Raw genomic sequence first — 26,021 nt, forward strand, 5'->3', positions numbered from 1 at the left:
GGGGATTTAGGGGGATCTGCGGGTGTCAGATCCCACACGAAAAAGTTTTCAAACAACCTCTTAAAATGCGATGCAATAAATTTAGTTTAGGTTTTAATCCATCGTCCAAGTACACACATTTAACTCAGTTCAGCAATAATTTATGTTCAAGTTTCAAATTGAATTTAAATACTCTGTCCCTATATCCAAGACTTTAACTTTAGGGACATTAGGACCTAGCGGCACTAGCAGTGAAGCAGCACTAAAATATCTAATCAGTCAAATTGAGCAAGAGAAAATTAAGGAAATTAATGTTTTAGTGAAGTTATTTGATAGTTTTATAGATCTACAGCAAGCGTTAAAAAATGAGCAAGTAGATTTAGCTTTAGTACCCCACGCATACGAAAGAATTAACGAATTTTATATGCAGCCTAAATTTGATTTAGGCTTTATATTTGTCTGTCCAACTCCTGTCTACGGATTAGCCAAAAGAAAAGATCAAGAATTTAAAGTCATAGGTAGTAAGATTGTTACCCATCCTGCACCATTACCTTTGTTATCGGAACTTCTACCGCTACAGTATAGTCCTCAAGAAATGACAGTAGAATTAGTCAACTCTACCAGTGTGGCAGCTAAACAAGTACATCAAGGTTTAGCAGATTTAGCCATTACTAATGAAAAAGCACGACAATATTATGATTTGGAATTTGTTTCAATTTATGGAACAATACCTATGAGTTGGTCAGTTTTTTACAAAAAGCCTGCTGTAGCTTATGTCTAAATTTTTTCCCTCATATCAAAATATCAAAGTTAGTAATATAGATATAGCGGCTTTTCAATGTCAGGATATTGTTTTTCAATTTGCCTGCATTGCCCCTGGAGCTTGTTTTCCACTACATCAACATTCTGAAAGTCAAATGGGGATGGTAATTTCTGGCAATTTAGAGATGAATGTGAATGGCAAGAAAGAATTTTTAAACCCATTACAACAAGTTTATAGTGCTGGATCTGAAGTTCCCCATGGTTCAGTAAATTATTCAGATGAATCCATATTCTGTTTTGATGTAAAACGGCTGACTCATTTATCAACAAATGAAGCAGTTTTTATAGACCTAAAACCAACTTTAGATCAAATTACAAATTTCCCCAGCTATATCGCCGTCGGCTCTTGGTTTACAACCATTATTACCCAAATTCCTCCAGGAGAAAAAACCTCCAACCAACAATCTGATAGTGAGGAAATAGGGGTGATTATTGATGGGAAAATGATGATCAATATAGGTGGAGAACAACAGGAGATAAAAAGAGGGGAAATTTATTATGCTCCTGCTGATGTAATTCATTCAGGTTATAATTCAGCATCAGAAACAGTGACATTAATAAAAATTGTGTTGCCACATCATTCTTAAATTATTAATAGAGGTATATTTTCCATGGATTTAGGATTAACAGGAAAAGTGGCTTTAGTTACAGGATCTAGTGCTGGAATTGGTCTTGCAATTGCCCAAACATTAGCAGAGGAAGGATGTAAATTAATTATTTGTGGACGCAATTTAGAGAAAGTTCAACAGATCGAAAAGCTACTAATTCGAGAAAAAGAAAATTTAGAAATACTTGCTTTATCCGCTAATGTTCAGAAAGCTGATGATTCTGAGAATTTAGTAAATACTGCTTTAGATAAATTCGGAAAAATTGATATTTTAATTAATAATTCTGAAGGACCATCATTTGCTAGTGACGCAGTAGAAACATTATCAGATGATGACTGGCGGCTAGTATTTGAAGCCAAATTAATGGGTTATATTCGGATGACCAATTTAGTATTACCAGGGATGAAAAATCACAAATGGGGTAGGATTATTAATATTGTGGGTACATCAGGAAAAGAACCTTCACCAAGGTTAATTAAATCAGGTGTGGCTAATGCAGCTTTGATGAATTTTACTAAATCTGTTTCTACCCAAACAGCGAAATTTAATGTTTTGATTACTACAGTTAATCCTGGTTTAATTGACACACCCAGACATCGCCAGTATTTAGAGATTGCAGCCCAGGAAGAAGATACAACAGTTGATGTAATTAAATCTCGAATTGCTGGTAAAATTCCTGCTGGTCGTTTAGGTTTGTCTGATGAAGTAGCTAATTTAGTAGTCTTTTTAGCCTCAGAATGTTCTAGTTATATCACTGGAATAACGATTCCTATAGACGGGGGATTATCTGTTTCAGCCTTTTAAGTAATTCAGTGATTAAGTTTGTAGATTGATTTGTATTTGTGGAGATTAATAAAAATGGTAACTATGCAAAATTCTGGTAATAAAACCAATAAAAACATTGAAGCTATTTATCCCTTATCATCAATGCAGCAGGGGATGTTATTTCATAGTCTTTATAACCCAGAATCAAAGGCTTATTTAGCGCAAGTTCAAATTAGTTTGCAGGGTAATTTAGATATATTGTCCCTTGAAAAAGCTTGGTGTAAAGTAGTAGAACGTCATCCGGCTTTACGGACTGTGTTTGTGTGGAAAAACCCCAAACAACCTTTACAGATAGTCCAGAAACAAGTTAATGTTCCTTGGGTTAATTTAGATTGGAGTTCTCTATCATCAGATGTACAACAAGAGCAATTAGATACTTTTTGTCAATCTGATCAGGATGAATATTTTGCCCTGGATAAAGCTCCTTTGACGCGATTTACTCTGATTTCTATGGGAAATAAGAGTTATGAATTAATGTGGAGTTCCCATCACATTTTAGCTGATGGCTGGAGTTTGTCAGTGATCATGGAAGAGGTTTGGCAGTTTTATACAGCTATAAATAAAGGAGAAACTTTATATTTATTACCTACCCGTCCTTATCGAGATTATATTGGTTGGTTACAACAGCAAGATATTAAACAAGCGGAAATTTATTGGCGTAAAAATTTGCAAGGTTTTACTGCAACTACACCTTTACAAGTTGATAATCTTCACCGCAAAAAAGATATTAGTCGAGAATATAATCATAAGTATTTTTCCTTTTCAGCAGAAGAGACGGCTAGTTTAAAAAACCTAGCTCAAGAAAATTATTTAACATTATTTACACTGATACAAGCAGCTTGGGGAATACTTTTAAGTCGTTATAGTGGTGAAGCTGATGTAGTTTTTGGTGCTACCATTTCTGGTCGTCCTCCGGCTTTATCTGGTGTAGAATCAATGGTTGGGTTGTTTGTGAATACTTTACCTGTGCGGGTGAAAATTCCTGAAGATATGGGAATTTTACCTTGGTTAAAACAGTTGCAACAAGAGCAAATTGAACGAGAAGAATATGGCCATACTCCATTGGTGGAAATTCAAGGTTGGAGTGATATACCACGAGGTCAATCTTTATTTGAGAGTTTTGTAGTCTTTAATAATTTACCCCTGGGTCAAGAGCTTGGGAAAGCAGATCATGATTTACAAATAACCAAGACTAAAAATACTGGACACGCTGATTATCCCCTAACTTTGATAGTGACACCAGAGAAAGAATTAAAATTAAATTTAATTTATGCTGGCGATCGCTTTGATCATGGGACAATTGAGAGAATGGCAGGTCATTTGCAGACTCTGTTACTAGGAATTGTGGCTAATCCTCAAAGTCTACCAGGGAGATTACCTCTATTAACTCCCCAGGAACAAAAATTTCTTTTGGTAGATAGTAATCAAACAGCAGCGGAAAATCTGCTCCCAGAAAATATCCACGAATTAGTGACAAAATGGTCAGAAACAACACCTGATGCTGTAGCTTTGGTTTTTGCTGATCAAAAATTAACTTATCGGGAATTAAATAACCGCGCTAATCAATTAGCTCACTATTTGCAAAAATTAGGAGTGGGTGCAGATATACCTGTAGGGTTGTGTTTAGAGAGAGGTTTAGAAGTAGCGATCGCTATTTTAGCAATTCTTAAAGCTGGTGGTGTTTGTGTACCTCTAGATTCTAATTATTCTCCAGAAAGATTGGGGTTAATTTTAGCAGATACTCAAGTACCTGTGCTGATCACGCAAACCAATTTACAAGCCTTACTTCAATGTGATTTCCCTCATCATCGGTTAATTTTAGATCAGGAATGGATACAAATTAATTTAGAGGAGAAAACCAACCCAATCACTCAAATTACATCTGAAAACCTAGCTTATATAGTTTACAGTTCCGGTTCTACAGGTAAACCTAAAGGAATTTCTGTTCCCCATTATTCTCTGACCAACTTAATAGCACATCACTTAGTGAAAATGGCTTCTGGTGTCGGCGTTTTACAATTTGCACCTTTGAGTTTTGATGTTAGTTACCACGAAATTGTTGCTGCTTGGGGTACTGGTGGAACTCTTTATCTGATTCCCGAAAATACCCGGTTAGATTTAGAAAAATTAATGGAATTATTGGCAAATAATCCCATTCAAAAAGTGATTCTTCCCGTTAGTCTATTACAGCAACTAGCAGAATTTTACGGACAACAAATAGAACTATTTAGCAATTTACGAGAAATCTGTGCTGCGGGTGAGCAATTACAAATCACTCAACCAATGATTGATTTATTTAAACAACTGAAAAATTGCCGTTTATATAACTTATACGGACCAACAGAGGCAGATTTAGTGACAACTTATGCCTTTAGCGAAAATCCAGAACAATGGCCTGTTTATGCACCCATTGGTAAAGCGGCTGTCAATGTCAAAGTTTATATTTTAGACAAACATTTCCAACCTGTACCAGTGGGAATTGTGGGAGAAATATATGTTAGTGGTTATGGTTTAGCACGAGAATATTTTCAGCGTCCAGAATTAACAAAAGAGAAATTCATTCCTAATCCTTTTGATGAATCACCTTATCATCGTCTGTATAAAACTGGAGATATAGCAAAATATTTACCAGATGGTAATATTGAGTTTTTAGGAAGAATAGATGATCTCGTCAAAATTCGCGGTTATCAAATTGATTTATGTGAAGTCGAAGCAATTTTAAGCAAGTATCCTCGCATTAGTCAAGCAGTAACAACTACTCATGGGGAAAATGCTAAGGAAAAATTTCTCGTCGCTTACTTTATCCCGGTAATTAATGAAACTGTTAATGCTTCTGAACTGAGAAAATATCTGGCTGCTCAATTACCAGATTATATGATTCCTTCTGTATTTGTGCAAATGGATTCTTTCCCCTTGAATCCTAATGGTAAAGTTAAACGTAAAGTTTTACCAATTCCCACGAATGAGCGACCAGAATTAAATCAAATCTATACTGCACCACAAACCCCAATTCAAGAAATACTAGCAGAAATTTGGGCTGAAGTATTAGGAGTTAAACAAGTAGGAATTGATGATAACTTTTTCCAATTAGGAGGACATTCACTCAAAGCCATACAATTAATTGGGAAAATTCGTCAAACATTAGAATTGGACATTACTATTCGTCATTTGTTTACTTCTCCCAGTGTCAAAGAATTAGCTACTGCGCTAGGAGAATTAGCTGGTGGAGAGGACATTATCAATGAGATTGCTAAGACTATTCAAGAAATTGCCCAACTTTCCCCAGCACAAGTACAGGCAATGTTAGCACAGCAGTAGGTTCAAAAATACATCAATTCTATCAAAATACCAAGAAAGAATACTAGGAGAAAATACCATGAATACAATTAATTTTTTATCGCAGTTAAGAAGTTTAGAGATCACAATGTCTCTGGAAGGAGAAGAACTGAAAATTAAAGCTCCCAAAGGAGTAATTACACCATCTTTAAAAGCGGAAATAGTGCAACGCAAACCGGAAATTATTGCTGTTCTCCAAGAGGCTAAAACTTCCACTCAAGATGTTTTTGTACCCATAGCTTCTGTAGATAGAACGGGTATGTTACCCCTGTCTTATAACCAAAGCTCAATGTGGTTTATACATCAATTAGATCAAGATAATACGGCTTATAATGAATCTTTACAATTGAAAATTAAAGGTCAGCTAAAGATCACGGTTTTAGAACAAAGTATTCGAGAAATTATTCGTCGTCATGAAAGTTTAAGAACTGCTTTTCCTGCTATTGACGGGAATCCTTATCAAAAAATCAATTCTCATTTTACTTTTCACCTGCCAATTATAGATTTACAAACTTATTTAGAAACAGAAATATCATCTTACATTACCCGCGAAGTTCGTCAATCTTTTAACTTAGAAAACGGTGATTTATGGCGATTTAAACTATTGCGTACAGGTGCAGATGAGTACATTCTCCTAATTATTATCCACCACATCATTGTTGATGGTTGGTCAATGGGTATTTTTATTAAGGAATTATGTCATCTTTATCAGAGTTTTGCTAGTGGTTCTCCTATATCTTTGCCAGAATTAAATATACAATATGGTGACTTTGTGGTATGGCAACAGGAAAATATTACAGGAGAAATATTACAAAAACAACTAAAATATTGGCAACAACAATTAGCTGCTAAACCACCGTTATTAGAATTGCCAACAGATAAACCCCGTCCAGCTATTCAAAGTTTTGCTGGTGCAACTCATAAATTTAAAATTGATGGTGATTTAACTCAACAATTAAGGAATTTAAGTCAAAAATTAGGGGTAACTTCCTTTCATACTTTACTGACAGCTTTTGTAGTTTTACTTTATCGTTATACTGGTCAGAATGATATTAGTGTCGGTTGTCCAATTGCTAACCGTAAACAAGTAGCAGTAGAAACATTAATTGGTTTTTTTGTAAATACAATAGTTATCCGTAATCAAATTGAAAATAACTGCCAGTTTTCCGAATTAGTAGCACAAATACGACAAACAAGTTTAACCGCTAATAATCATCAAGATGTATCCTTTGAGCAGGTTGTGGAAGTATTAAATCCAGAACGTTCTCTCAGTTATAACCCAATTTTTCAGGTTATGTTTGCTTTGGAAAACATATCTTTAGATACCATAGAGTTACCTGATTTAATCATCACTCCCCAGATGGTGGAACGGGGAATATCTCCCTTTGATTTAAGTTTAGCTATGTTTGAAACCAAGACAGAAATTATTGGTCAATGGGAATATAGTACGGATTTATTTACGGCAGATACAATGATCAGAATGACAGATCATTTACAGACTTTATTATCAGCTATTGTGAATAATCCCAATGAATATATTAACAAATTGCCTTTGTTGACAGCAGCAGAAAAAGAGCAAATATTAATTACCTTTAATCAAACAGACAGAGATTACCCCAAGGATAAATGTATTCATCAATTATTTGAAGAACAAGTTAAACTTTATCCTGACAACATTGCACTGGTTTATGAAAATCAACAATTTACCTATAAACAGTTAAATTCTCAAGCTAATCAACTGGCACATTATTTACAAAATTTGGGTGTAAAACCAGAGGATTTAGTAGGGATTTGTTTAGAAAGATCATCTGAACTAATTATTAGTTTATTGGCAATTATTAAAGCTGGGGCTGCATATCTTCCCCTTGATCCTCATTACCCTCTTGAACGTTTATCCTACATGATTGATCATTCTCAAGTTAAGGTAATACTAACGAAGGAGTATCTGACATCTTTAACAGTTGATAGTAGCACTAAAATTATTTATTTAGACCATTTAGAAAATACGTTTTCTGTTCAAAGTCAAGACAACCCAGTTAGTGAGGTAAAACCTGATAATTTAGCTTATGTAATTTATACTTCTGGTTCAACTGGTAAACCCAAAGGAGTAGCAGTTGAACATAGGTCTTTAGTGAATTTCGTTCAGGTAGCAATTCAAGAATATAAAATTACCGATAATGATAAAATACTTCAGTTTGCATCCATTAATTTTGATGCTGCTTTAGAAGAAATATTTTCTGCATTAGCTTCCGGTGCAACCTTAGTATTACGCACCGTAGAAATGTTAAATTCCTTTTCCATATTCTTGCAAAAATGCCGTCAATGGCAAATCACGGGTTTATTTTTACCTACAGCTTACTGGCAACAATTAATATCAGAGTTAGTAGCTACAGATAAAATTTTACCAGAAACAATTAGATTAATTGATATTGGTGGAGAAAGATTACTACCAGATAAATTAAAACTTTGGCAAAACTATTTACAAGAAAAATTATCTTCTTGGCCAAGTTTACCAATTTTAATCAATACCTATGGACCAACAGAAGCCACAGTAGTTACAACTTTCTGTAATGTATCTCAAGTGGAAGATGAGCGCGAACAACAGTCTATAGGTCGAGTAATTCCTAACGCCAAAACATATATTTTAGATGCTAAATTACAACCTGTTCCTATTGGTATCCCTGGAGAATTACATATTGGTGGTGCTGGTTTAGCTAGAGGATATTTGCATAATCCAGAATTAACATCTGCAAAATTTATTTCCCATTGTTTTGGTGATTCTCCATCTGTTCGTTTATATAAAACTGGTGATTTAGTCCGCTATTTACCTGATGGTTATATAGAATATCTAGGAAGAATAGATGATCAAGTAAAAATTCGTGGTTTCCGTATAGAATTAGGAGAAATTGAGACAGTTCTTACTGCTCATTCACAAATTACAGCAGCAACAGTTGTAGTTCGAGAAGATAACCCAAATATTAAACAATTAGTTGCTTATATAGTTACTAATGAACCTTCCTTAAATCGCTCTGATTTACAGAATTTTCTCAAACAAAAGTTACCAGATTACATGATCCCTGCTGTTTTTGTATTTCTGGATGCTTTACCTAAAACACCTAATGGCAAAATAGATCGTAAACAATTACCAATTCCATCAACAGTTAACGAATCAGAAACATTTATTGCCCCCCGCACTCCTACGGAAGCAGTTTTAACTAATATTTGGCAGGAAGTTTTACGGTTAGAAAAAATCGGCATTGAGGATAATTTCTTTGAGTTAGGTGGAGACTCAATTCTGAGTATCCAAATTATTGCCCGTGCTAATCAAAAAGGTGTCCAAATCACTACAAAACAACTATTTCAATATCAAACTATTGCCCAATTAGCTACTGTGGCCAGTCATACTAATGCTGTTGTAGCCGCACAAGGTTTAGTAATAGGAGAAGTTCCCCTAACACCGATTCAAAAATGGTTTTTTGCGGAGGATTGGTGTGAACCTCACTATTTTAATCAGGCAATGATGTTGCAAGTACCAGAAGAGATTCAGCCAGAATTATTAGTACAGTCAATTGGACAGTTAATTATTCATCATGATGTCCTACGGATGCGATTTATTAAAGTTGATTCCCAATGGCAACAAATAAATAGTAATATCAACAGTGATCATGATCAATTAGTGCCTTTTGAAGTAATTGATTTTTCTGATATACCAAGTACAGAACAGTCAGCAGCGATTGAATTTAAAGCTAATGAATTACAAGGAACATTAAATTTGGCAACAGGTCCAATGTTGCGAGTGGTGTTATTTAATTTAGGTCAAGAAAAATCCAGTCGTTTACTTTTAATTATTCAACATCTGGTTGTTGATGGTGTATCATGGAGAATATTATTAGATGATTTAGTAACAGCCTATTGTCAACTAGAACAAGGAGAATCTATCAAATTACCTGCCAAAACTACATCATTTCAAGACTGGGCAATTCGTCAACAAAACTATGGCAATTCCCCAGCAATCACACAGGAATTAAATTACTGGTTATCTCAAGTTCCAGCCCATATTCAACCTTTACCTTTAGATTTTCCTGTCGTGAAAGCAGCCCAAAAAGCCTTGAATATGGAAGGGAGTTCTGAAGAGATTTTTGTGGCTTTAACAACAGAGGAAACTCGGATTTTACTTCAAGATGTACCTTCTGCTTATAATACACAAATTAATGATATTTTATTAACTGCTTTAGTGCAAACCTTTTCTCAATGGACTGGTGCTGATTCCCTACTGATTGACTTAGAAGGTCATGGACGGGAAGAACTATTTAATGATGTAGTTTTATCTCGTACGGTCGGTTGGTTTACTACTATTTATCCTGTATTTTTGCAGTTAGGGAAAACTTCTGATCTTGGGGAAAATTTAAAAACTATTAAAGAGCAATTGCGAAAAATTCCTAATCGTGGTATTGGTTATGGTATCCTCCGTTATCTGTGCCAAAATATTGATATTTACCAACAATTAGAAAAACTGCCCCAAGCTGAGATATCTTTTAATTATCTCGGACAATTTGACCAGATTCAATCAGAACCGATTCTATTAGGATTTGCTCCAGAAAGTCCAGGACGAATTTTCAGCCCTAAAGCAGCGCGTGGTCATATATTAGATGTGGTAGGCAAGGTGGTAGAAGGGAAACTAGAAATTTATTTTGTCTACAGTCAAAATCTTCATCAGAGAGAAACTATTACTCATCTCGCTAATGATTATATATCGAAGTTAAAAACATTGATTACACATTGTACTTCTTTAGAAACTGGTGGTTATACTCCTTCGGACTTTCCTGATGTAGATTTGAGTCAAGATGAACTTGATGATTTATTATCTACATTGGCATGAATATAGCAATTCCCAAGCTCAAGAAATACACCCCACCCGCTCTATCGCGCACCCTCCCCTTGGTAAGGGGAGGGTTGGGGAGGGGTAATTTTGTATCTCACTAAAGAGGGAAAGGCTAAAAGCAAAAATAATTTATTAATGAAGAAAAAAAAATGGAACATAATCTTTTTGATTTAACGGGTAAAGTTGCTATTATTACAGGTGCTGCTAGAGGAATTGGTAAAGTAATTGCTCAAGGATTAGCTGCTGTGGGTGTAAAAGTAGTAATTGCTGATATTAAACAAATAGAAGCAGAAGCAACAGCGAAAATTATTCAAGCAGCAGGAGGGGATGCTATAGCCTTAACAACTGATGTTACTAAACGTCAAGATTGCCAAAATTTAATTCAGCAAACTGTTAATTATTACAACCGTTTAGATATTTTAGTTTGCAATGCGGGAATTGATATTCTCAAACCTTTTATTTCCCTAGAAGAAGAGGAATGGGATGCAATTATTAATGTTGATTTAAAGGGGTATTTTAATTGTTCTCAATTAGCAGCTAAACAAATGATGGCACAAGGTACAGGTGGATCAATTATTATGAATTCTTCCATAGCTGGTGTAATTGGTATCTCTGGTTGTGCTGCTTATACTGCGGCCAAAGGAGGTGTAAATCAGTTAGTGCGATCGCTTGCAGTAGAATGGGCAAATGATAGGATTCGTGTGAATGCTTTTGCCCCCGGATATATCAATAATATTATGGAAGGCACGGAAAAATTTCGTTTACCTCCAGAGCAAGATCAAGCACATTTAAAAATAAAAATTCCCATGCAGCGAAGAGGTGAACCAACAGAATTAGTTGGTCCGGTGATTTTTCTCGCTTCCGACGCTGCTACTTACGTCACAGGTGCAATTTTAATGGTAGATGGTGGTTACAGTGCCATTTAAAAGCTACTCCAGGCTATTAGAGGATGTTTTAAAAGTGGTATCCCGTATTTTTATCACATTTTTACCCCCCTTTCCCCTTATGAAGGGGGGAAACAAGAAAATCCAATTCCCTCCCATTAACAAGGGGAGGGTTAGGGTGGGGTCAAAAATATTTGATACATCAATCATAACTTTTCAAACACCCTTTTAGCAAGTAATGAAATCAGTTGTCAGGAGATTTTTAGCAGTGTTTAACATCAATAATATTGACTCTATGAATCAGCCAATTAATAATCTAGAAATCAGCAAATATATCTCAGTTATTGAATCAGCTTTATTAAGAAATATCCTTATTGAAGACTGTGCTGTAGTCAGCAAAAAAGGCGAAAATGGTCAATTTCAATTAATTGCCTACATCGTTTCTAGTGTACGCATATCCCCAGAACAAATTCAATCCCAACTACAAAATAATTTACCAACATCTTTATTCCCAATATTACCAAAAACCTACGTTCCTGTTTCTAGTATTCCCTTAACAGCTACAGGGCAGATAGATGAAGTTGCTCTAATGAAATTAGCTGTGATTGATTCTCACTTAATTGCTAATGCAGAAAAACAACTGGAGTCAATGGGAGAAATTGATCATGTTGCCGTCATAGTTGAACCACAGATTAACAAAATTCCTGCCCTGCATTTAACAGATTTATTACCAGAAATTTCAGTTATTAACGCTGAAGATCATCAAACTCACGGACAAAAAACCTTATCCAGCAATAACAGAGAACATCAACAATTGCTAGAACCAAAAAAACTAGCTATTAGTCATGGAGAACCTTTAGACTATCCTCAAGACGCTCCCCAAACATTAGGAGAATTACTAGAAAAAACCGCTCAAAAATCAACTAATAATATTAGTAATAATATTATTTATATTCAACCTGATGGCTCAGAAAAAATACAATCTTATCAAGACTTATGGCAACAAGCCCAAAGGATTTTAACTGGGTTGAGAAAGTTAGGACTTAAACCCCAAGATAAAATAATTTTTCAATTGGAAGACAATCAAGATTTTATATCTGCCTTGTGGGGTTGTATATTAGGGGGATTTGTGCCAGTACCAATATCCATCTCCCCAAACTACAACCAAATAAACAACACTACCAGCAAACTCCAGAAAATTTGGCAAATGCTGGAGAAACCCCTGGTACTAACAAGTGCTTCTTTATCTCCTAAAATTAGTGATTTGTCGAAACTTTTCAATTTAGAAAACTTTCAATTTGAAAGTATTGACAACCTTCGCAAATGTGAACCAGATGCCAATTTTCATCACAGTCAACCAGAAGACTTAGCAATTTTGTTTTTAACTTCTGGTAGTACCGGTACACCTAAAGCTGTTATGCAAAATCATCGCAGTTTGATTAGTGCTTGTATTGGTATTACTGCAATTAATAGTCTTAGACCAGATGATGTTTGGTTGAATTGGCTTCCCCTAGACCATGTTGTGGGAATAGTAATGTGCCATATTAAAAGTGTCTATATAGGTTGTCAGCAAATCCATAGTCCGACAGAATTAGTTTTGCAAGAACCAACAAAATGGTTAGATTGGATTGATCACTATCGAGCTACGATTACATGGTCCCCTAATTTCGCTTATGGTCTGATCAATGGGCAACTAGAAAAGCTTTCAAACAAGTCCGTTACTAGATGGAATTTGTCTTCAATACGATTCATGATTAATGCTGGTGAAGCCATAGTTCCCAAAACAGCCCGAAGATTTTTAGAGTTGCTTATATCTTATCAACTCCCTACCACAGCCATGCAACCAGTTTGGGGAATGGCTGAGACATCTTCAGGAGTGACTTATTCTCACAGCTTCTTGTTGAGTTCAACTACAGATAAACAAAAATTTGTGGAAGTGGGAGCGCCTATTCCCGGATTAGCTATGCGAATCGTCAATACTGAAAACCAGATAGTTGAGGAAGAAACAATTGGACAATTGCAGGTAAAAGGTGCATCTGTCACATCTGGTTACTATCAAAATCCCCAAGCAAACCAGGAATCTTTCACTGAAGATGGTTGGTTTAATACTGGAGACTTAGGAACTCTACGTTCAGGCATTTTAACGATTACCGGACGACAAAAAGAGGTAATTATTATCAATGGACTTAATTATTATTGCCACGAAATCGAAGCTCCTGTGGAAGAAATTGACGGGATAAAAATATCTTATACTGCGGCTTGTGCTGTGCGACTAAATGATAGCAATACCGATAAGTTAGCAATATTCTTTCATACGGAAAAAGTTGATGATGCCTTATTTAATCTCCTGAAAGAGATTCGTAACCAGGTAGTTAAACAAGTGGGAATTAATCCAGATTATCTAATTCCAGTCGCTAAAGAAATTATTCCTAAAACTGCCATTGGTAAGATTCAACGCTCTCAACTAAGTCAGCGGTTTCATAGTGGTGAATTTCAAAAAATTATTAAACAAGTTGATATCTTGTTTGGTAATTCTCACACTATTCCCGATTGGTTTTATCGGCAAATTTGGCAACAAAAAAGCCCGATAATTAACCATGATACTCTGAACATAACCAATTCTACTTTAGTCTTTACTGATAATTCTGGATTAGGAGAATATATCTCTCATAGATTATCTCAATATAATCTGCCATACATAACTGTTTCATCTGGTGAAGATTTCCTAAAAATCAATAATTTATCCTATCAAATAGCTCCCGAAAAAGCAGAACATTATGAGTTATTATTGAAGTCTTTAGCAGATAATAAGATTATCCTTGGGCAAATTATCCACCTATGGACTTATGAAAAATATACTGGGGAAGTCACGAGTTTAGAGGCTATTAAACAAGCGCAAATACCAGGCATATATAGTTTATTATTCCTGGTTCAAGCCTTAGGTAAAGTTCAGAGTTCTCAACATCAAATTAAGTTGCTATTTGTTTCTAGTTACGTTCAATCTATCTTATCAACTGACTTAATAGCTTATGAAAAGTCTCCAGTTTTGGGACTGTTAAAAACCATTCCTCAAGAACTACCCTGGTTAAATTGTCGTCACATTGATTTAACTTTTGAGGAAGTTGAAAAAAATGGTGATTATCTTCTTCAAGAACTACAAATATCTAGTAAAGAACGGGAAGTTGGCTATAGAAATGGGGGACGTTTTGTGACTCGCTTGCAAAAAGTAGAATTGCTCAATGAACCTAAACAGCCAATTCCTTTTCAGCGAGGTGGAACTTATTTATTGAGTGGAGGACTGGGAGGTATAGGAGTAGAAATTGCTAAATATTTGTTGAAGAATTACCAAGCTCGACTATTATTAATTGGTAGAACTGCCTTACCAGAGAAAAGTACCTGGGATTTGCATTTACAAAAAACAGATCCTATTTACCAACGTCTACAAGCTTATCAAGAACTAGAGCAGCTTGGGGGAGAAATTACCTATGAAGCTGCTGATATTTGCGATTTAAAACAATTGCAGTCAATAGTTGCCAAATCTGAAGCAAATTGGGGTAAAAATTTGGATGGTATTATTCATTTAGCTGGGATATTTTATGAACAATTAGTATTAGAAGAAAGCCCAGAAAAATTATTAGCTATGTTAACTCCTAAGATGTTAGGAACTTGGACATTACACCAATTGATTAAAAATCATAGCAACAGCTTTTTTATCAATTTTTCTTCTTTATATGGCTTTTTTGGTAGCACTGCTGTAGGTGGTTATGCTGCGGCCAATAGTTTTATTGATCGTTTTTCCCAATATCAACAATTTCACAGTACATTAAATAGTTATTGTTTTGCTTGGAGTATGTGGAATGATACAGGTATGAGTCAGGGTTATGAGATTCAAAATCTCATGAATACCAAGGGGTTCTCTGCTATGTCTTGTTCTCAAGCTATCGCTTCTATGTTTGCTAGTTTGCACCATAATCAAACACAGTTATTTGTCGGTTTAGATGGTAATAGTCTTAATATTCGTCGTTGGTTAATAACATCTGAAAATTTACAAACATTAACCGCTTATTTTACTACTAATTCGACCGATATAAAATTACATAACTGGCAAATAAACGACAGTTTTGGTACTAGTTGCACTTGTAAATTAGTACAACTTTTAGAAATGCCCCTGACTACAAATGGTGCAATTGACAAAGACAAATTAATACGGCAGTATATTCGTCAGGAAACAAGCGATTATATAGAACACCGCAACGAAGTAGAACAGAAAATTGCTCAAATTTGGCAACAAGTTTTAAACATTTCTCTTTTGAGTGTGGAGGACAACTTTTTTGAATTAGGGGGTAATTCTCTTTTAGCTGGCCAGGTAATTTCTCGGTTGCGTGATACTTTTGCTATTGAGTTATCTCTGCAAAGTTTATTTGCGTCTCCTACTGTAGCCACTTTAGCCCATAAACTTGATATACTGAATTGGGCGGTAACGTATGCAAATGATACTATTAATACATCAGAAGAATACGAAGAAGTTTGTTTATAACTTCGACAGAGTAATAAAAAATTCATCTATGTATTGTATAATAAAAATATTGCCAAGTTACCACTTATACACTATGTTTACCACAGCAATAACCACAATCCGGGAAATGCGCCTGTTTTTAATTATCTGGTTAGGACAAGTCATCACCTTTATCGGTTCTAGTATTACCGCCTTTGCGTTGGATGTTTGGGTATATGAACGTACGGGTTCAGTCACACAATTTGCCTTAATCACCTTATTTAATACCTTACCGTTTTTGTTAATTTCACCTATAGCTGGTACATTTATAGACCGTTGGGATAAGCGGTGGACAATGATTATTAGTGATATGTGCGGAAGTTTGGGAACATTAGCGATCGCTGCTTTATTTATATCTGGTAAACTAGAAGTATGGCATATTTATTTAGCTAATACTTTCAGTTCTGCTTGTTTAGCCTTTCTACATCCTGCTTATATGACAACCAATAGCATGATAGTACCACAAAAACACCTAAATCGTGCTAATGGAATGATGAATGCTTTACATGGTGCAGCCCGCATTATTGCACCACCTTTAGGGGGTTTATTATTAGGATGGATTCACTTACAAGGCATTATAGTTATTGATTTTATTACCTTATTTTTTGCCATTGTTCCTTTAATGTTTTTGCGATTTCCAGAAATTAAAACCTCTAGTGAATCAGTTCCACCAATTTCATTTTTAGAAGATATAACTTATGGTTGGAAATATTTAACACAAAGACCTGGTTTATTAGGATTAATGTTTTTATCAGCTTTATCCATATTTACTGTTGGGGGAATTCACGTCATTACCACCCCTTTAGTATTAACTTATGCTTCTGTTAATGTCTTAGGAACTGTCCTTTCTATTTTTGGTTCTGGTATGCTAATCGGGGGTTTATTAGTTAGTATTTGGGGAAATTTCGAGCGCAGTATAGATATTATTTGTCTGTCTACTTTTATTGGTGGCATACTTGTATTTATCTCTGGCTTAACTTCCTCTTTGATTCTGTTTACCGTCTCGATTTGCCTATATTTTGTCATTTCCACCTTTGCTTCCAGTCCTATGCAAGCAATCTTTCAAAGAAAAGTAAATATCAATGTTCAGGGTCGAGTATTTGCCATGAAAGATGCTATAGAATTTTCTCTTTACCCTTTAGGTTACATCATTGTTGGTCCTTTAGCAGAAAAAGTTTTTGAACCTTTAATGTCTGGTGACAATTTCTTAACTAATACCATTGGACAAATTATTGGTGTTGGTCCTGGTCGGGGAATGAGTCTTCTATTAATCCTATTAGGAATTCTCACCATGATCTCTACCTGCTTGGCTTATCTTTCTCCACGGTTAAGATCAGTAGAAGAAGAATTACCAGATATAGATATCATTTTAGATACAAATCAAACAGTAACAACCTTTCCTGAACCAGTTACTTCTGTATCTTCCAACTAACTTATTAGTGAGGGATTTATCCTTCTTTATCTTGATTTTTAAAACTAACAACTTAAAGTTAATTCACTTTTAACTACAACATCTCATGACTAGCACAGAAAATTCTTTAACTAACCAGAAACGCGATTTACTCAAACTCCTCCTCAACAAAAAGGGTATCAATCTCCAAACAGAAATTATTCTTCCTCGTCCCAACTCTGAAGCAGCACCTCTATCTTTTGGTCAAGAACAACTCTGGTTTTTATCCCAAATTCAGGATAATACCACTTATAATATGCCTCTTGCATTACAAATTAGTGGTAGTTTAAATATATCAGTTCTAGAACAAGCAATTACAGAAATTGTCAGACGACATGAGATTTTACGTACCAATTTCCAACAAATAGAAGGTAAGAATTTACAGGTAATTAGACAAGAAATTAATATTGGCTTGCAAGTGATTAACTTGGAGAAAATTCCCGCTAAAGAACAATTACAAAATGTCCAACAACTAATTAATCAAGAAACTAATAAAATTTTCAATTTAAGTGAAGATGATTTATTCCAATCTACACTTTATCAACTCAATCAAAATTCCTATGTCTTGCTTTTAAATATGCACCATATCATCTCTGATGGTTGGTCAACAGGAATTTTATTACAAGAATTATCTACACTTTATGCAGCTTATCTCGCAGGAAATGAATCACCATTACCAGAGTTACAAATTCAATATGCTGACTATGCAATTTGGCAAAAAGAAAAATTCACTTCAGAAATCAGAGAAAAACAACTAAATTACTGGCAACAACAACTAGCAGACATACCACCATTATTAGAATTACCAACAGATAAACCTCGTCCCCCAGTTCAATCTTTTCGCGGTGGTATTTGGGAATTTTCAATTAATAGCAATTTAAGCCAAAAAATTAGAACATTAACCCAACAGTCAGACACTACATTATTTATGACCATGTTAGCGGCTTTTGTGATTCTACTCTATCGCTACAGTGGTCAAGATGATATTTTAATTGGTTCTCCTATGGCCGGTAGAAATCGTCAGGAAATACAATCATTAATCGGCTATTTTGTTAATACTGTAGTTTTGAGAACTAAACTCACTGGAAATCCCAACTTTAGGGAAATTCTCAACCAAGTTCGTCAAGTAGCTACGGACGCTCATAATTATCAAGATATCCCTTATAATCAAGTAGTAGAAGCATTAAATCCACAACGCAACTTGAGTTATAATCCTGTATTTCAAATATTATTTGATCTTCAGCATTCACTCACAGACAAATCACAACTACCAGGACTGACTTTACAACCTTTTCTAGGGGAACATTCAACTTCAAAATTTGATTTATCTTTAATCATAGAAGATAGGGGTACAGAATTAATTGGCGTTTGGGAGTATAGCAGTGATTTATTTACCCAGGAAACTATCAGCCGAATTACAGAAAATTTTCAAACCTTGTTAAATGGAATTGTTAACAACCCAGAAACACCTATTAATCAATTACCTATAATTTCAGCATTTGAACAACAGCAAATTTTGGAAAAGTGGAACAATACACAGCAAGATTATCCTGCATCTTTTTGTATTCATGAATTATTTGCACAACAAGTTATCAAAACACCAGATTCTATAGCGGTTAAATTCGGTAATCAACAATTAACCTATACTCAATTAAACCAAAAAGCTAACCAATTAGCTAATTATTTACAAAATTGTGGTGTGACATCAGAAGTATTAGTAGGATTGTATTTAGAACGTTCTTTAGATATATTAATAGCCATTTTAGCAATTCTTAAAGCTGGTGGTGCATATCTACCTTTAGATCCTAAATATCCTCAAGCAAGATTAGCAGATATCTTAGATGATTCTCAAGTTTCTATCATTTTAACCCAAGAAAAATTATTAACCTCCCTTAGTTCCCCCTTACAAAGAGGGGAAACTCCACTCACCACATATCAAGGGAAAATTATCTTATTAGACACAGATTCAACAATCATTTCTCAGCAAAATATAGGAACACCAATTAGTGCAATAAAACCAGATAATTTAGCTTATGTAATTTATACTTCTGGTTCAACTGGTAAACCTAAAGGAGTAATGATTACCCATCAAAATATAGTTAATCATGCTACTAGTATCATTGACAAATATCAAATTAATAGTCATGATCGGATTTTACAATTTACCACATTTATATTTGATGTTGCAGCAGAAGAAATGTTTCCAGCTTGGTTAAGTGGTGCAACTTTGATCATGTGTCCTCAAGAAATGTTTACAAATTTAATAGAGTTTAGCCAATTTTTAGGACAAGAAAGTTTAACAGTTGTCAATTTACCTACACCTTATTGGCAAGAATGGGTATTAGAAATAGATAGAAAAACAAGTCAAATTCCTGATAGTTTACGTTTAGTTATTACAGGTAGTGATCAAGTTTTACCGGAAAAATTAGCTTTATGGCAAAAATTAGTAGCAGAAAAAGGACAAAACATTCAGTGGATAAATGCTTATGGACTAACTGAAACTACTATCACCAGTACAGTTTATCAACTTCCAGTAAATTATCAATTAAATACCACCCATTCTGTACCTATTGGTCGTCCTGTTGCTAACACAGAAATATATATTCTTGATCAGAATTTACAACCTGTTCCTATCGGTATACCTGGAGAATTACATATTGGTGGTGCTGGTTTAGCTAGAGGATATTTAAACCGCAAACAGTTAACCAACGAGAAATTTATATCCAATCCTATTCCCAGTTCTAAATCATCAAGATTATACAAAACTGGAGATTTAGCTAGATATTTACCAGATGGAAATATTGAATTTTCAGGTCGCATTGATTATCAAGTTAAAATTCGTGGTTTTAGAATTGAATTAGGAGAAATTGAAGCAGTTTTAGCACAACATCCTTTAGTTAAATCATCAGCAGTAATTGTCAGAGAAATTCAACCGGGAAATAAGCAATTAGTCGCTTATGTTGTCACCGAAGAACATAGCAATATTCAACAGGATTTACGTTCTTTTTTGAAGCAAAACTTACCGGATTATATGCTTCCCGCATTTTTTGTCAGATTAGCAGAATTACCCTTAACTCCTACAGGAAAAATCAATCGTCGGGCTTTATCTGCATTAATGCTAGAATTAAATCATGAAACTGATTATATATTACCTCGTAATCCCCTTGAGCAGAAATTAGCAGAAATTTGGTGTCAAGTTTTAGGGTTAGAAAAAGTTAGCGTCGAGGAAAACTTTTTTAACTTAGGTGGACATTCTTTAGCAACCATCCAAATTATATCTAGAATTAGACAAACCCTAGAAATAGATTTACCATTACAATATTTATTTACAGAACCAACAATAGCAGGTTTAACAAAAATCATTAATCAGTTATTACAAACCGCAGATCATATCACTCCTATTGACGATTTTTATGTTGATGCTATTTTAGATTCTAGCATTAAACCGCAAAATCTACCTCAACAATCTACTAATCAGTTACAACATATTCTCCTAACTGGTGCAACTGGTTTTTTAGGTGTTCATTTATTACATGAACTTTTAGAAAAAACCTCAGCTAATATTCATTGTTTAGTCCGCGCTGAGAATGTTTCTGAAGCTAGGAATAAATTGAAAAATAAACTATCATTTTATCAGCTATGGAATGAACAGCATAGTCAAAGAATTATACCTATCATTGGAAATTTAGAAAAACATCTCCTGGGATTGTCTGAAAAAGAATTTCAAGATTTAGCTAATCAAATTGATATAATTTATCATAATGGTGCTTCTGTAAATTTGATTTATCCTTATTCAGTTTTAAAACCTGCTAATGTACTGGGTACTCAAGAGATTTTACGTTTAGCAAGTCAAATTAAAATTAAACCTGTACATTTTGTTTCTACCACTTCCGTCTTCTGTCCAGAAAATTATCCTGAAAATGAAGTATTACTAGAATCAGATCCTTTAGACTATTATCAAGGATTAGTAAATGGATATACTCAAAGTAAATGGGTAGCAGAGAAGTTAGTAATGCAGGCAAGAGAACGGGGTTTACCTGTTACAATATATAGAGCAGCTAGAATTATCGGTCATAGCCAAATTGGTATTTGCAATACTGAAGATTTATTTTCCAGAATCATTACAACTTGTATGCAATTGGGAACAACACCTAACATTGACTGGGAAGATAATTTAACACCCGTTGATTATGTCAGTCAAGCAATTGTATATTTATCTTTTCAAAAAGAGTCTTTAGGAAAAGCTTTTCACTTGCTAAACCCGCAGATTATATCCATGAATCACCTATTTAATTTAATTCGTAAACTAGGTTATCAATTACCACAGACTAGTTATGATCAATGGTACTCCCAATTAATTAATCTGATGCAAAAATCAGCAGATAAAAGATTAGAAATCATGTCTGCATTCTTTCCACCAACTTCACAGCAAAAAATCCCCGAACCAAAATTCGATGATCAAAATACAGTTAAGGGATTATTTGGTGCTAATATTAATTGTCCGCCAATAAATGAAAACTTACTCAGCCAATATTTTAAAAATGACAATTTTATTTACAGCAAATGATCAAACTTGGACAGCCAAAAACTGCTAATAGCATCACATTGTATACCTTATCTCTCCTCAGTGGCATACTCATGGGAGTAACCGTAGCCCCTATTGGTGCATGGTTTCTAGCCTGGATTGCCCTTGTCCCTCTGTGGCTATTAGTTATTAAGTATACATCTAAAACAGATCCCCCTGCCCCCCGCCCCCTGCCCCCCGCCCTGCTCTGGGGTATCGGTTATCACGGAGTCGCCTTGTCATGGATTACAGGGATTCATCCTATGGATTGGTTAGGTGTCCCTTGGTTGCCAAGTTTAACTATTACCCTCCTTTGTTGGGCATTTATTAGCCTGTGGGGAGGAATTTTAGTTACTGTTTGGGCGGCTTTAATGGTGCGTCTAGATAGGGGAAATCCTTGGTTGCGTGTTCTATTTGGTACAGCCTTATGGTGTGGGTTAGAAAGTCTCTGGAGCGCTAGTCCTCTGTGGTGGAGTTCTTTGGCTTACACTCAATCACCGCAAAATCTGGTAATTCTCCATTTAGGACAGCTTTCTGGACCAAATACTATAACAGCGGTAATTGTGGCGTTTAATGGGTTAATTGCGGAATATCTCACGCAAAGGCGCAAAGGCGCAAAGGAAGAGGGGAGTTTAGGGAAAGGTTTTGTTAATGGTTATTTAATTTTGGCTGTTTCCTTATTAATTATTTCTCATTTTATCGGCTTTATTCTCTACACTGCACCCCTAAATCTAACCTCAAGTACGGCTTTAAAAATTGGTGTTATTCAAGGTAATATTCCTAATAAAATTAAGGTTCTTCCTCAAGGTTTACGTCGGGCGATTACTGGTTATACTGAAGGATATTTAAATTTAACTAATCAAGGTGTGCAAGCTGTTCTTACCCCGGAGGCTTCTATACCTATTTTTTCTCGTGATTTACTTCAAACTCCTTTGTTAGCTGCTATTCGAGAAAAGGGTGTAATAGCTTGGATAGGTGCATTTGGTGAAAGAGGAAATAGTTATACAAATAGTTTATTTACAGTTCTTGGTAATGGGGAAGTTACCAGCCGTTATGATAAATCTAAACTTGTACCATTAGGAGAATATATTCCTTTTGAAAATATTTTAGGTGGACTGATTCAACGGTTATCACCCCTAGAAGCACATCAAGTTGCGGGTAAAGCCCAGCAAATTTTTGATACTCCTTTTGGTAAGGTAATTGTTGGTATTTGTTACGAATCTGCTTTTGCGGAAAATTTTCGTTATCAAGCTTCTATGGGTGGGAAATTTATTCTCAGTTCGTCGAATGATGCCCATTATACGGCGGCAATGGCAGATCAACATCATGCCCAGGATATCATGCGGGCAATTGAAACTGATAGATGGGCGGTGAGGGCAACAAATACAGGCTATTCGGCATTTATTAATCCCCATGGGCAAACTCTCTGGAAATCGGCTTATAATACCTATCAAACCCACGCAGAAACTATTTATCCCCGTCAAACTCGGACTTTATATGTGCGTTGGGGTGATTGGTTAACTCCTTTATTGTTGGTTCTGAGTGCTTTGAGTCGGATATTCCAAAGCCTTGCACTTTTTTGTGATAAAAATCCGCGAAACCCTTATTACAGCAAATTGTCATCAAACCCGGAACAAGAACCCCGCCCCCAACCCCCTCCCCGCAAGTGATGAGGGGGCTAAGATGTACCTCATAAGATTGGAAATCGCTGTAATAAGGGACTTCCAAGAAATAAATTATCCTGATTAACGAACCACGGAGGCGCAGAGGACACAGAGGAATAAGGGTTTGAGGGATTTTTGCGTTGGGTGGTTTATCGGTTGTCAAGAGATTGCTTCCTTTCACTCGCAATGACAACTCATGCAGCACAGGTTTATTAGAGACTTCCAATCAAAAAAATATCCCAAAATTTCTTGTGGTGCGGGCATACTATGGCTAACGCCACGCTACGCTATCGACAAGCTCAGTACGCTCAGTACAAGTCTTGCCCGCTAATCATCAAGGACGGGCAAGGATGCCCATCCCACAAAATTGGATCATTTTTTTTGTGGAGTTCTCTAAGAGGGTGTTTGAAAAGTTATGGTTGATGTATCAAATATTTTTTACCCCACCCTAACCCTGCCCTTGTAAAGGGGAGGGAACTGGATTTTTATTGTTTCCCCCCTTTACAAGGGGGGACTAAGGGGGACTAAGGGGGGTAGCAATGTGATGAAAATTACGGAATACCACTTTTCAAACATCCTCTAAATGGTTTTAGCTTTACTCAGCCTGCCCTATTTATGAGAAAATCCTAGACAAAACAATCTGAGTTATGTCCGCAATTTCCCAGATTTACCACCTCTTCAAGCAACGGGAGACATTCACCTGTAGCAATCATCATCAATAAATCCCCTTTTTCTCAGACATAAATATAGAAATTATGTCCTAACTTTTAGATCAAACCACTTGATTTTCTGAAATTAATTCGTAAAAATACAAATAAGTCTAACATCTTGTAGGCTCTCTTGGTGACAACTTAACCTTATCCAATATCTAGAGTCCGCTTGCGCGGACTTTTTTATTTATCTGGATATTTTTTACATTTTTATCTCAGTTTTTAACTTTTCAATTTGTTGATTAAAGTATGATTCTTGATGTTTAAGTTGTTGTGCTATTGCTAATCCCTTCTGAAATGCTGTTAATGCTTGGTTATATTCTCGCCGTTCTATATATAAGTTGCCAATTTGGTCATAGGCTGACATTAAACCATAAAAATTGTGAGCTAATGTTTGTGTTTCCAAAAGAATTGCGCCAGTTTGCAAGGCTGCATCTACTTGTTTTTGTGAACGATAAAAAGCAACTAATTTCTCTAGTGCTTCTCCAGCCCTAGCGTATTGCTCTAATTGCCATGCTGTAGTATAAGCTGCTTGATAATTATCGAAAGCCTGTTGTTTTAATGTGGGATTTTTTTGGGCTAGATATTCATAATTTGCTGCTATGGCTAATTTTAAAGCGGGAATTTCACTGAGATTTTGGTCACGAGTATAAAGAAGGACTAATTTATTTAATATATCTATTGCTGCTTGGGGTTGTTTTCCTCGCCCATAGATATAAGCTAATTGTTGTAAATATCCCAATTCATTAGTTTTGTCACCCTGATTAACTGCCAAATTTAATAGTTTTTGGTAAGTATTGGCAGCTTGGTCATAATCAAACCAACTTAAATATAATTCTCCAATATTTTTTAAAGTCTCTATTTCTCCAGATGAATCCTGTTGTTGTTTAACTACTGTTAAAACCTGTTCATAAGCCGATATTCCCAATTTAGGAAGACGGATTTTTTGATAAGCTTTACCCAGGAGTTGCCATAATTGTAAATCCGCGCTTTTTTGTTGTCCTATCTCCTTTTGAATTACTTGTAATCGCTGACTAATATATCGCACCTCGTCCCGTTCATTTTGATTCCAGGCGATTTCTCCCACCCGTGATAACGCTTCTATCTCAGCCAATGTACCCAAATAACGTCTTAATCGTAGTTCACGATTCCAAACCTCAAAGGCTTTCTTTCTGTATCCTCCTTGTAGTGTCACCTGTGCCTCTTGATTTAACCCATTTAAATCTGTCCTTAATTTTTGCAATTCTGTTAATGTTAATTGGCGTTTATCTGGTAAATTTGGTAACAGTGGATCAGGTAAAATCATTTCTAGGGGATTGGGAGGAAACTTATCCATATTTTCAATTTTTTTTTCCTGAGCAAGGGTGCTAAAAATACACAAATGCCACACAATAATAGTGGTAATGATGAAAATAAAACGCTGTAGCATGGTGAGTTTACCTTTATTACACTAATTAAACGCAGCATTGCAGGTCATGAGATGACTTAATTTAGGTTATAAGCAAATATCAAGCTTTTCAAGTATTCTGATTCACTGACTTTTTATTTATTTCTTCTTTTTCCTTCCTGTTATTCTGCCTATTTCTCCTGACTACGTAGGTGAACGGAAAAAAACCGTAGACGCGAAGCGGCTTCTCGAAGAGTAATATGTAACGAAAAGTAAAATCGCCCAAACCCTCTTCACTCTTGCCTCTTGCCTCTTGCCTCTTGCCTTGCCATAACGACGACTTACTGACTCCTTT

The 26,021-nt window shown here is 35.4% G+C and carries 11 protein-coding genes; 10 read left to right on the top strand and 1 reads right to left on the bottom strand.

Annotation, left to right across the window (positions count from 1 at the left end; all coding sequences use genetic code 11):
- Positions 1–142: 142 nt before the first annotated feature.
- The 10 genes from FJR37_RS06110 to lnt all read left to right on the top strand — a co-directional run bounded on the left by FJR37_RS06110 (position 143) and on the right by lnt (position 23,575).
- Positions 143–760, top strand: coding sequence for a LysR family transcriptional regulator (locus FJR37_RS06110; RefSeq protein ID WP_168465564.1), 618 nt, complete (start codon positions 143–145; stop codon positions 758–760).
- On the top strand, positions 753–1,388 hold the full coding sequence (locus FJR37_RS06115) for a cupin domain-containing protein (protein WP_168465565.1): 636 nt from the start codon (positions 753–755) through the stop codon (positions 1,386–1,388). The genes FJR37_RS06110 and FJR37_RS06115 overlap by 8 nt, the downstream gene beginning before the upstream one ends.
- A gap of 24 nt (positions 1,389–1,412) precedes the next feature.
- Positions 1,413–2,213 (top strand): SDR family oxidoreductase, encoded by an 801-nt coding sequence (locus FJR37_RS06120; RefSeq protein WP_168465566.1) that lies wholly within the window; start codon positions 1,413–1,415, stop codon positions 2,211–2,213.
- Between the two features lie 54 nt (positions 2,214–2,267).
- Complete coding sequence (locus FJR37_RS06125) at positions 2,268–5,552, top strand: non-ribosomal peptide synthetase (protein ID WP_168465567.1); 3,285 nt, start codon at positions 2,268–2,270, stop codon at positions 5,550–5,552.
- A gap of 58 nt (positions 5,553–5,610) precedes the next feature.
- Positions 5,611–10,449, top strand: a complete 4,839-nt coding sequence (locus FJR37_RS06130; protein WP_168465568.1) for a non-ribosomal peptide synthetase — start codon at positions 5,611–5,613, stop codon at positions 10,447–10,449.
- Positions 10,450–10,601: 152 nt separating this feature from the next.
- Positions 10,602–11,378 (top strand): SDR family NAD(P)-dependent oxidoreductase, encoded by a 777-nt coding sequence (locus tag FJR37_RS06135; RefSeq protein ID WP_168465569.1) that lies wholly within the window; start codon positions 10,602–10,604, stop codon positions 11,376–11,378.
- A gap of 226 nt (positions 11,379–11,604) precedes the next feature.
- A complete protein-coding gene (locus FJR37_RS06140) occupies positions 11,605–15,873 on the top strand; it encodes an SDR family NAD(P)-dependent oxidoreductase (RefSeq protein ID WP_371416102.1) in 4,269 nt (1,422 codons plus the stop codon).
- Between the two features lie 73 nt (positions 15,874–15,946).
- Positions 15,947–17,323 carry an MFS transporter gene (locus FJR37_RS06145; RefSeq protein WP_254434524.1) on the top strand — a complete coding sequence of 459 codons (1,377 nt, stop codon included), beginning with the start codon at positions 15,947–15,949 and terminating at the stop codon, positions 17,321–17,323.
- Positions 17,324–17,408: 85 nt separating this feature from the next.
- Complete coding sequence (locus tag FJR37_RS06150; RefSeq protein WP_168465571.1) at positions 17,409–21,908, top strand: non-ribosomal peptide synthetase; 4,500 nt, start codon at positions 17,409–17,411, stop codon at positions 21,906–21,908.
- Complete coding sequence (gene lnt / locus FJR37_RS06155; protein WP_168465572.1) at positions 21,905–23,575, top strand: apolipoprotein N-acyltransferase; 1,671 nt, start codon at positions 21,905–21,907, stop codon at positions 23,573–23,575. The genes FJR37_RS06150 and lnt overlap by 4 nt, the downstream gene beginning before the upstream one ends.
- Positions 23,576–24,481: 906 nt before the next feature.
- Here the strand turns inward: lnt and FJR37_RS06160 are convergent.
- Entirely contained in the window at positions 24,482–25,708 is a 1,227-nt protein-coding gene (locus FJR37_RS06160) for a lipopolysaccharide assembly protein LapB (protein ID WP_168465573.1), read from the bottom strand.
- Positions 25,709–26,021: the final 313 nt, after the last annotated feature.

The sequence above is a fragment of the Aphanizomenon sp. UHCC 0183 genome (assembly GCF_009712065.1).
GTDB classification, from domain to species: domain Bacteria; phylum Cyanobacteriota; class Cyanobacteriia; order Cyanobacteriales; family Nostocaceae; genus Dolichospermum; species Dolichospermum heterosporum.